The following is an 11,697-nucleotide window of genomic DNA, read 5'->3' on the forward strand; positions in this document are numbered from 1 at the left end:
TTGGGTCGCATGTAATTGAGCGACCGTCATCACACTTTTGATACTGTCCATAGAAATCTCCTAACTAGTCTCATATGATACTAGTTTACTGATACTTTAAGAGTTATGCAAGTCTTTTGATAGATGTTACTAGTAAAATTTATAAAATTGGCTGTTACTACTAAGTTCAAAGCTCTAGTAACTTCCTAGATATTTTAGAATCTGACAAAATATCAGAAAAATAAAATAGGAATCACAACTCCAGCTCATCAACCAATCTTATCTTGATAATCCAGCTCAGTGGCAAAGGCAGCCCAGTGATGCTGAGCTTCTAGAGCCTGCCTATACTGATCCTGCACCCGAGCAAAGGTCGCCAACTGATAGCTGAGCGCCTTGACTTCACTTGGATCAAAGCGGTGGGCTTCCGGCACATAATTAGGCTGATGCAAAAGATCACTATAGCCAAGGATCACATGATTAAAGTCAAAGGCTGTCCGCACAGCATTGAGAATCTCATTGCCCTCGTTAATGTCCAAATACAAATCACAATCCAAATAGAGCTGACGAACCTGATGATCAGAGATATTAGGATAGAGTTTGACATTGGCATATTTACTGAGATCTAGTAGTCGAGAGGACATCTCCGTAATGGCTCCAATATGGAAAGACCAATCCGGACAGGACTGCACCAACTCCTCTAATCCAGGGATCTGATCAGAATTTGTCAGAGTAAGCGCTGACTTCCGAGAAAGATTTTCCTTACGGAAATAATAATTAAACCCTAGGAAATCAATCTTTTTATGATCATCTGCATCCGTTAGCTCCAAGATAGCTTGGTAGGCCTTATGATCTTGGACGATAATCTTAGTTGGACGCTTATCAATCCGATCCAAGAGCAAGCGCATATTCCCCGGCAGCTCTTCTTTAATAGGTTCATGCCAAAACAGAATATCCCGCCCTTCAACACCAATCCTATGAGCCACAAGAAAGGGAAGCCCCAGGCTGTTAAAGAAAATCCGGTCTAGATCAAAGCCACTAGTCTTAAGATAGAAGATAATCCAGTCGGTCTTTTGATGGAAGACACGAGTCTTACCGTTCCAGTCTAAAAGCAGATCCCCTGTCTCATGATGCTCGCTCAGATACTCTGCTCCTGCAGCATTGAAGTAGCTAGTCAACCTAGGCTTACCATCTGCATCATAGCTAGTTTGAGCATAGCGCTTTCCCCAGCGATTATAGCGATCAGTCACGCGCAGCTTACCAGACTCATCATACCAATCAACAGCCTGAATCAAGCGCTGATGACTGGGTTTGGCATAGTGGATATAGCCCATCTGCCGATGCATATTGTAGATTTCAGCATGATGATTGGTCCCACGGATCTCCCAAAAATCTGGAAGGCTCAACTGATTAAAATAGAGGGGTTGCCCCTGCTCCTTACCAAAACCACCAAAAAACTGATAGGGAGAGAAGACATCCTCCGGCAAGAAGCCATCATCCTCCAGTACAATCGTAGGATGAGTATAGCCGGCCATCAAGAGAGAATAATGTAAATCCCAACTAATTTGGTCGTATCTATCAAATAAATTAATCACTCTCTACCTCCTTCACCAAGGCTTGCCATTGTGCATCAACCTTAGTAGTTAGATAATCTTCAGCAAGGCCGTAGGAATGATCATGAAAGGCCTTCTTATCCCCTTGGGTAAAATACAAGGTCAACTTATCAACAAAAGCCTGAACGATCTTAGCCTCATCATCAGTCTCCGGTAATGGGATCAAATAGCCATTTTCTCCTTCATGGATAAAGGTTTGATTCCCATAGGGGGCATCAAATCCAATCACTGCTAAACCAGAACCAACAGCCTCCAGCAAACTGAGTCCAAAGCCCTCACTCTTAGATGCCGTAACATAGGCTTCATAATCTTTATAAACCTGACTGAGATCTCTGTGTCCCATCAGATGAATATAGGAATCTGCTTGATTATCTGCAATGATTTGACGGAGCTTATCCTCCTCACTGCCCTTACCATAGATATCAAAGGTGACTTCCGGCAGGGCTTGACGCAGGACAACCACAGCCTTAACCAGCCAGTCGATATGCTTTTCCGTCGCCAAGCGTGAAGCTGTCATCAGGCTAAAGGACTTGCGCTCCTGACCAGGGACTTTCAGCTGATCGATACTGCCAACTGGGATCGTCAGAATTCTCGGACGCATAGAAGTATACTTGGCAAAATGTGCCTCCAAACTTTCCCTTTGCTGATCGGTTGCTGTGATAAAGTAATCTACCTTATCTGCATGCGTAAACTCATACTCATAGTAATTGTTCCACAAGATAGTCTTAGGAGTCACTTGGTTCTTACTATAGTGCTCAGCATGAACAACCACAGCCAGCTTAGCTGGCTGAACATGACTAAAAACAGCCTGAGCTGTCCCAGTCGAGCGATCCAAAATAACCAGATCTTTATCAGTCAATGCCAAACGCTCCATCATATAAGCCAGTAGTTCCTGCTTAGAGTAGCAAAACCTATCTTCAAAGATAAAGAGACTCTCACCCTGATCGATCATCTCCTCATAAGCGACCGACCCATCTCGATTGAAGAAACGGCGCTGATAAAGTCTAGCCGTCTTATCTACTGGAGCATAGTACTCAGAAAAAACCTTGCAGTCCATATAGTAATCCTTGCGGATCAAGTGCCCTCCAGAGACCAGCTCTACACGATGAACCAAATTCTGACTGCCATGAGCAAAATAGACATTATATAAGATCTCTTGTTCCTGACAGTAGAGACGAATCCCATTGCCAAAATCTTCACGCCTAGTAATCACATAAGGGATCTGATTTTCAAAATCATCCAAGGCCAGAGTCGATGGCCCTACCTCAATATCACTGAAAAAAGTATAGAGCCAGATAATATCCTCATCAGCAAATCCCAAATTGCGGGTCAGATCGGAAAGATTATCATAGGCAAACATATCCGTGAAGATAAACTTAGCTGGAATATTACGATTCTTAAACATGGCTGAGCGATAAGCTTGAGCGTATTCCACACCACTGCTTGCCCAACCTATCCCCAAATTAATATTATAAACGGTCATATCTTATTTCCTATTGATTAAAAGTGGCTTATTGCCACATGTCTTACTATAAGCTGCTGTTAAAAAGGCCCTAATCCTTTAATTATACTCTCTTGGGATCCGATCACTCAGCAAGCATAGCACCTCATAATTAATCGTACCACGATACTCGGCTACCTCTGTAGCTGTAATTTCACAATCCTGATCTCGACCGATCAAGGTCACCTTAGAACCTAGTGCATAGGCTCGAGGAAGGCGGACAGTGATCTGATCCATAGAGACACGACCAACAATCGGACAAGGCTGACCATCGATCAAGACTTCAAAGCCCTGCATGTCCCTGGTCCAGCCATCCGCATAACCAAGCGGTAGAGTCCCAATCCACTGGGTCTCCTGAGCTTGATAGGTAGCCCCATAGCCGATAGGCGTACCAGCCTCAACTTTTTTAACATGAACTAAAGCTGACTCTAAGCTCAAAGCCGGTTTGACAGCGTAAGGCAACTCCAAGACTTGGCCGCTAGGGTTCAAGCCATAAATGACAACCCCCAAACGCACTGCCGTAAAAATCCCTTCCGCATGCCAAAGACTGGTCGCTGAATTGCTAGCGTGCACAAGCGCTGGACAATCATCCAGCTCAGCTAGGATAGTCTTGAAAACAGCCAGCTGATGCTCAAAATATTCATTCCCTGCCTCATCAGCTGTTGCAAAGTGGGTAAAAACACCTTCTACATAGGCCCCAGCACGTTTAAGCTCAGCAATAGCCTGATTAACATCAGCTGCCCTCGTAAAGCCAATACGCCCCATACCAGAATCCACCTTGATATGAAGCGAAATATCTGATAAACCGACACCTCGCTCATGTGCCAGTTCCAGCCAATCGAGACTAGCAACAGTCAGCGTCAAGCGATAATCTCGAGCCAGAGAAACATCATCTGGCAAAACAACTCCTAAAATCAAGATAGATTTGCGAATACCAGCCTGACGTAGCTCAATCCCCTCATCTATATTAGACACACAAAAGCCATCGACCAAGTGCTGGATGTGGTTAGCCACAGCAACAGCACCGTGACCATAAGCATTGGCCTTAACCACAGCATAGGTCTTAACCTCATGCTCCAGATGAGCCTGTACACTTTCAATATTGGACGAGATCGCTGATAAATCAACCTTAGCAACCGTTGGCCGATGCAAACTCGATATCATATAGTCACCTTTCTATCTTCTTCCCCTTCTTATCACCAAAAGTTCTTAGTCCACCAAGACCTCTAAGATGACACTCGCCTGAACAAAGTTGCCGCTGTGCGATATAGAGACATGGGCAAGACCATCAAAAACAGGGCTCTTAATAATCGGCGCTCCCTTATCATTGGAACTAATCTCAATATCATGAAAACGCAGCTTACCAATACCAGTCCCCCAAGCCTTGGCAAAGGCCTCTTTAGCAGACCAGCGCCCCGCTAAATATTCCATGCGCCTGTGACCACTCAAAGTCTCAAAGCGCTCCAACTCGAGATCAGTCAAGACCTTACTGGCAAATGACGGATTTTTGTCATAAGCTGCTTTAATCTTGGAAATTTCCTGAAGATCAATCCCATGCCCAATAATCATAATTTCGACCAACCTCTCTATACAACTCATCCATAATAATAGCTAGACCAAGCAGCCTATTGCAAAAGTGAGCAACCAAACCTAATCCCCAAAAATAAAGGGCTGGAATGGTGATTCCAACCCTTCTTTTAATCTGGCACTATTAAAGACTACCTGATTTTTCATGTTTTGTGGCAATCATTTCTAGGCTTTGATGAATTTCACGAATGAGATTTTCTGTTTTATCCCATCCGAGACAGGGGTCAGTAATCGATTTCCCAAACACCTCTGGTGTATCCTGGCGACCATCTTCCAGATAAGATTCAATCATGAATCCACGCGCATAGCGGTCAATCTTATCATTCCAGTCCCGATTGATCAAGGTCTGGCGGACAATACGGATTTGCTCCATAAAGTTTTTCCCAGAGTTATCATGATTCGTATCAATCAAGATAAATGGATTTTCAAGCCCCATCTTTTCATACTGGGCAATCGTCTTAACCAGATCATCATAGTAATAATTTGGCTCATTTTCTCCGTGGACATTAGTCGCACCACGCAAAATAGCATGGGCCAGTGGATTACCATCTGTATCCACCTCAGCATTTTGATAGATGAAGTTTTGCTTATTTTGTGCAGCGTAGATGGCATTAAACATAATATTGAGATTGCCAGATGTTGGATTTTTCATACCTGTTGGCACATCGATACCTGAAGCGACAAAACGATGTTCCTGATCCTCAACAGAGCGAGCACCGATAGCATGATAGGACACCAAATCATCAACGAGCGGCAGATTGGACGGATACAGCATCTCATCGGCTGTCGTTAAGCCAGTCTCAGTGATCACACGATAGTGCAGATTACGAACAGCGGCAATACCGTTGATCAAGTCCGGCTCACCCTTAGCATCCGGCTGGTGAACCAAGCCCTTGTAGCCATCACCATTTGTCCGTGGTTTAGCTGTGTAAACACGCATGACAATAAAGATACGATCCCTGACCTCTTCTTGCAGAGCAGATAAACGACGTGCATACTCTAGCACCGCTTCCTCATTATCAGACGAACATGGTCCGATCACTAAAAGAGTTCGATCATCTTCCCCTCTGATAATAGCAGCCAGCTCCTTGTCGCGAGCATTTTTCTTAGCCAAGGCTTGACCTTCCAGCTTAGAGAGCTGCTTTACCTCAGCGATATCGATTGTCTTACTTTTTTGATGAATTCCCATAATAATTTTATTTCCCCAATGTTTGATAAATTTCTCGAACCAAATCTTCAGTCTTATTCCAACCAAGACAAGGATCCGTAATAGATTTTCCGTAGACCTCAGGCGAATCCTGACGGCCATCTTCTAGATAAGACTCAATCATAAAGCCACGGACGTATTGACTGATCGTCTCATTCCAATCACGATTGATCAAGGTTTGGCGAACAATGCGGATCTGCTCCATAAAGTTTTTCCCAGAATTATCGTGATTAGTATCAATCAGAATAAAGGGATTTTCCAAGGCCATTTTTTCATAGATGGCGATAGTATCCAAGAGGTCATCGTAAAAATAATTAGGATGATTCTTTCCAGTTTCATCTGAAGATCCCCGCAAAATAGCATGAGCCAATGGATTTCCAGAAGTGGTTACTTCCTGACCATTATAGAGGAAGTTTTGCTGAGCTTGAGCAGCATACATGGCATTAAACATAACCGCTAGATTGCCAGAGGTCGGATTTTTCATACCTGTTGGCACATCGATCCCAGAAGCAACAAATCGGTGCTGCTGATCCTCAACAGAGCGAGCACCAATAGCAATATAAGAAACCAAATCATCGACTAGAGACAAGTTCTCAGGATAGAGCATCTCATCTGCTGTTGTCATACCTGTCTCCGTGATCACACGATAATGCAGATTACGTACAGCCTTGATACCATTGATTAAGTTTGGCTCACCCTTGGCATCCGGCTGGTGGACCAAGCCCTTATAGCCATCACCATTAGTACGAGGCTTAGCCGTGTAGACCCGCATGACCATAAAGACACGCTCCTTGACTTCCTCTTGTAGCTTGGCCAGACGATGGGCATAGTCCAATACGGCCTCTTCATTATCCGAAGAACAAGGGCCAATGACTAAGAGCAAGCGCTCATCCTCCCCCTTGATAATAGCCTCTAATTCCTTATCCCTAGCCTGCTTAACCTTAAGGGCAGAGCCAGTCAGCTTAGAATGCTGCCGAACGTCCTCAATATCAATCTTGTCACTAACAGGTACAAATGCCATCAACCATCCTCCATTACCAATCCTCTAAAATATCACCTCTACCATGTCCGAAGATATAAAAAAGTGATATAGAATAAATTATATCACTTTCTAGCTTTATTTCAATCTGTGTTCAGAATCTTTCAGCTTATTTAAGCCGCTCCAGGACGACCATGACAGTTCTTAAATTTCTTACCAGAACCACATGGACAAGGATCATTGCGGTGAACATTGGTAAAGTCAAGATGACTATCATCCTCAGAATGCTGACTTGGACGCTGAGCCGCAATATTAGCAGCAGCAGTCGTACGTGCTTGACTCGTTGTCTTATCACGCTCTTGCTGATGAATCTGCGCCTTCATCATCAAGCGTGTCACATCAAACTCGATAGCGCCAATCATGTCATTAAACATACGGAAGCCCTCAGACTGATACTCAACGATAGGATTATTTTGTGCATAACCACGAAGACCAACTGAGTTACGAAGCTGATCGAGCGCATCGATATGATCAGTCCACTTGCTGTCGACAACACGAAGAATCAAGACTTTTTGGAACTCACGAACAGATTCCTCATCTGGCAATTTAGCCACTTGTGAGTCATAGACCTCAAGTGCACGTTCATAGAGTTCATCTTTCATTTCTTCATAGGTCATAGCGTCGAGCTCATCCATCGTAATCCCATCTTCAGGTAGAAGATTAGAATGAGCAAAGTTAAGGATTGCTTCAAGCGCTTCATCCTCATCGCTTCGACTGTGACCATCGATAGCACGATTGATGGTCCGCTTAATCATAGCCTTGATTTCAGGACCCAAATCACGATCTGAAGTGATCACATCATAACGCTCCGCATAGATGATTTCACGCTGCTCACGCATGACATCATCATATTGAAGGACTTGCTTACGGATATCGTAGTTATTCCCTTCGATACGTTTTTGTGCTGACTCAACCTGACGAGTCAATAGAGGAGACGTAATTGATTTTTCCTCATCTTCCCCTTGAAGCATTTTTTCAATAAGGAGCTTAGCACGCTCAGAAGCATAGCGACGCAAGAGATCATCTTCAAACGAAAGATAAAACTTGGACTCACCCTTATCCCCTTGACGACCAGCACGTCCACGCAGCTGATTATCAATACGGCGGCTTTCATGACGCTCCGTACCGATAACACAGAGGCCACCCAGCTCGAGCACACCCTTACCAAGCTTGATGTCAGTACCACGACCAGCCATATTGGTCGCAATAGTAACAGCACCGCGCTGACCAGCATTCATGATGATCTGCGCTTCTTTTTCGTGGTTCTTAGCATTCAAGACTTCATGAGGAATTCCCACAGCTTGAAGTTTCTTGGAAATCAAATCAGAAGTCTCAACGGCCACGGTACCAACGAGGATCGGCTGTCCTTTTTCATGACGCTCCTTGATATCCTTAATAACAGCATTAAACTTAGCATCTGCAGTTGCAAAGAGAACATCATGATGATCAATACGCTGAATAGGACGATTGGTCGGAATCGGAATCACCCGCATATTGTAGATTTCACGAAATTCCTCTTCCTCAGTCTTACCCGTACCAGTCATACCTGAGAGCTTACGATACATACGGAACATGTTTTGGTAGGTGATCGACGCTGACGTCTTGGATTCGTCCTGAATCGGAACCCCTTCCTTGGCCTCGATAGCCTGGTGAAGACCATCTGAGAAACGACGACCTTCCATAGTACGACCCGTAAACTGATCGACAATCAGAACCTCACCATTGCTGACCACATAATCCATATTAAGCGACATAATGTAGTTGGCACGCAGGGCATTATCGATATAGTGAGTCAGAGCAACATTTTCAATATCATATAAGTTATTGAGATTGAAGAATTCCTCAGCTTTATCGATCCCTGAATCCATCAAGCCGATCGTTTTAGAAGGGACATCAATCGCATAATCCACTGAGTCCAAGGTCTTCACAAATTTATCAGCTCTGGTATAGAGAGCACTGGTTTCTGAGCTGACCGGACCAGATACGATCAAGGGCGTACGAGCCTCATCGATTAAAACGGAGTCAACCTCATCGACCAAGGCATAGTTGAGCGGACGCTGAACCATATCTTCCTTGCGGACAACCATATTATCACGCAGGTAGTCAAAACCAACCTCGGCATTGGTTGAGTAGGTAATATCTGAATTGTATGCTTCCCGCTTTTCAGCTGGTGATTTCGAGGAAAGGTTGATCCCTACAGACAAGCCAAGCCAGCTGTAAAGCTCACCCATCTCAGTCGCATCCCGTGCCGTCAGATATTCATTGACCGTAATAACATGGACACCCTTACCAGAAATCGCATTGAGATAGACAGGCATGGTCGCAGTCAAGGTCTTACCTTCACCGGTACGCATCTCTGGCACATCACCATTGTGAAGAACGATTCCCCCCATGATCTGTACACGGTAAGGATACAATCCCAAAACACGCTTAGCCGCCTCACGGACAACCGCAAACGCCTCTGGGAGCATCTTATCTAAACTTTCACCATCTTCATAACGTTGTTTGAATTCATCTGTCTTGCTTTGAAGATCTGAATCCGATAATGCCTCCATCTCATCAGCATACGATTCAACCTTCTTTGCAATTTTTTCTAGTTTTCTAAGTTCGCCTCTATCATTTTCAATGATCTTGCGTATGATATTTGCCATCTTCATTCCTTTCGATAGTCACTAACAATTAATTCTATCATAAACAACCTCTTGAGACAAGAAATCTACCGACTTTACCGCCCAAAAGTAAACGCAGAAAGAGAGCCTCTAAAGCCCTAATTTCAAGGGGTCGATTAGTTCTTAGTAACATGGCTGGCAATCAGTGTCATCTGACCATCCAATCGCCAGCTAGAGACATCATTGGGAAGGATAAAGTGATCCCCCTTGGTTAAGGTATAGGTTTCTTGGTCTACCTGAAGCTGCCCTGATCCATCGATCACGCTGACCAGATAATAAGCAGCCCTTCTCTTCATCTCAACGTGACCAGAAATCTCCCATTTATGAACGGCAAAAAAGGCAGTAGACACTAAAAGCGTCACGACTAACTGATCGAATTCAAGACTTACTGGCACTGAATTATCAGGCTCTCCAAGTTTCAAGACATCAATGGATTCTTGAATATGCAAGGGACGCAGCTGCCCATTGGCATCTGGCCGATCAAAATCATAAACACGATAAGTCGTATCACTGGACTGCTGAGTTTCAAGAACCATAATTCCCTTACCAATAGCATGCATGGTTCCGCTAGGCACATAGAAAAAATCACCTGCTTTAACGGGCACCCGAGTCAGCAGATTTTCCCAGTCTCCCTTAGCAATCAACTCAGACAGTTCTTCACGACTTTTCGCCTTGTGACCATAGATAATCTCAGCACCCGGATCAGCTTTTAAAATGTACCAACACTCAGTCTTACCAAGCTCCCCTTCATGAGCCAGAGCATAACGATCATCAGGATGCACTTGAACACTGAGCCAATCATTGGCATCTAAAATCTTAGTCAGCAGTGGAAAGACAGCTGACTCTGGATAGCCAAACAAAGCCGGCTCCTCCCTATAGAGCTGATCTAATCCTACCCCTTTATAAGGACCATTAGCAATTTTTGAGACACCATTGGGGTGCCCAGAAATGGCCCAATACTCTCCCGTCGTCTGACTGGGAATACTGTAGCCAAACTCATCTCTTAAACCAGTACCACCCCAGATTTTTTCCTGCATAACAGAAGCTAAAAATAAAGGTCTTGCCATCTATCATCTCTCCTCTCTTCGTGTTGCCATTGTAACACTAAAATAAAACAACAGCCAGCATCAAATGCTGGCTGCTAATAAACATGTTTCACGTGATACAAAAGATTAAAGCCTCGTTTAAACGTAATTCACATGGCTTAGTTTAACAGCCTTAACCCTTATTTTTCAGCTACTTTTTTGGCTAATGCAAAGTTTCCTAGGGTAGCGGAGCCATTCCCCGCAACCGCTGGTGTGACAATGTATTCCTCAACATCTGGTACTGGAATATAGTCATTCAACAAAGCTCTAAACTTATCACGCACCCGCTTGAGCATATGTTCCTGGGCCATAACGCCACCGCCAAAGACAATCACCTCTGGTCGATAGAGAAGAGTAGCCTGCACCGCAGCTTGTGCAATATAATAAGCCTGAATATCCCATACTTCCGAGTGGAGATCAATCTTTTCTCCACGAATCCCTGTACGAGCTTCCAAAGATGGTCCCGCTGCTAAGCCTTCCAAGCAACCATTATGAAAAGGACAAGTGCCATGAAATTCATTAGCAACATCGCTAGGGTGCATCGCCACATAAACATGACCTGCCTCGGTATGCCCCATACCACCAACAAACTCACCACGCTGAATAGTCCCCGCACCAATCCCAGTACCAATGGTATAGTAGGCAAGGTTTTCAACACCCTGACGCACCATAACCTCACCATAGGCTGATGAGTTCACATCGGTAGTAAAGTAAAAGGGAATAGTGAATTCTTTAGAAATCAAACCAACCAAATCAACATTTGACCAATGTGGTTTTGGGGTTTTGGTAATGTAGCCATAGGTTGGTGAATTTTCATCAATATCGACCGGCCCAAAAGATCCAATAGCGATACCTGCTAAGTCATCTTCAAAACGTTTGAAAAACTCAACTGTCTTATCAATCGTTTCATAAGGGGTTGTCGTAGGAAACTGGACTTTCTCAACGATTTCAAAATTCTCATCTCCTACCGCACAGACAAACTTCGTACCACCAGCTTCCACACTTCCGTAAAGTTTCATT

General features: G+C 44.2%; 9 protein-coding genes. All 9 read right to left on the reverse strand.

All coding sequences use genetic code 11. The annotated features are described in order from the left end of the window. Positions 1-248: 248 nt before the first annotated feature. Positions 249-1,571, reverse strand: coding sequence for an accessory Sec system glycosylation chaperone GtfB (gene gtfB, locus AC4HAI_RS07440; protein ID WP_491079086.1), 1,323 nt, complete (start codon positions 1,569-1,571; stop codon positions 249-251). After that, a complete protein-coding gene (gene gtfA / locus AC4HAI_RS07445; protein ID WP_491111096.1) occupies positions 1,564-3,072 on the reverse strand; it encodes an accessory Sec system glycosyltransferase GtfA in 1,509 nt (502 codons plus the stop codon). Before gtfA ends, gtfB begins: the two co-directional genes overlap by 8 nt. Positions 3,073-3,150: 78 nt before the next feature. Then, complete coding sequence (gene alr / locus AC4HAI_RS07450) at positions 3,151-4,254, reverse strand: alanine racemase (RefSeq protein WP_491079084.1); 1,104 nt, start codon at positions 4,252-4,254, stop codon at positions 3,151-3,153. Positions 4,255-4,299: 45 nt separating this feature from the next. Continuing rightward, entirely contained in the window at positions 4,300-4,659 is a 360-nt protein-coding gene (gene acpS / locus AC4HAI_RS07455; protein WP_491079083.1) for a holo-ACP synthase, read from the reverse strand. A gap of 142 nt (positions 4,660-4,801) precedes the next feature. Next, on the reverse strand, positions 4,802-5,866 hold the full coding sequence (locus AC4HAI_RS07460) for a 3-deoxy-7-phosphoheptulonate synthase (RefSeq protein ID WP_491079082.1): 1,065 nt from the start codon (positions 5,864-5,866) through the stop codon (positions 4,802-4,804). 7 nt (positions 5,867-5,873) lie between these two features. After that, on the reverse strand, positions 5,874-6,905 hold the full coding sequence (locus AC4HAI_RS07465; RefSeq protein WP_491079081.1) for a 3-deoxy-7-phosphoheptulonate synthase: 1,032 nt from the start codon (positions 6,903-6,905) through the stop codon (positions 5,874-5,876). 131 nt (positions 6,906-7,036) lie between these two features. Further along, positions 7,037-9,574, reverse strand: coding sequence for a preprotein translocase subunit SecA (gene secA / locus AC4HAI_RS07470; protein WP_491079080.1), 2,538 nt, complete (start codon positions 9,572-9,574; stop codon positions 7,037-7,039). Positions 9,575-9,708: 134 nt separating this feature from the next. Further along, positions 9,709-10,659 carry a mannose-6-phosphate isomerase, class I gene (gene manA, locus AC4HAI_RS07475; protein WP_491111098.1) on the reverse strand — a complete coding sequence of 317 codons (951 nt, stop codon included), beginning with the start codon at positions 10,657-10,659 and terminating at the stop codon, positions 9,709-9,711. Between the two features lie 158 nt (positions 10,660-10,817). Further along, positions 10,818-11,696: a fructokinase ScrK gene (gene scrK / locus AC4HAI_RS07480; RefSeq protein WP_491111099.1), complete on the reverse strand. Its 879-nt coding sequence runs from the start codon at positions 11,694-11,696 to the stop codon at positions 10,818-10,820. Between the last annotated feature and the right edge of the window lies 1 nt (position 11,697).

It is taken from the genome of Streptococcus sp. ALY_208, from assembly GCF_058314295.1.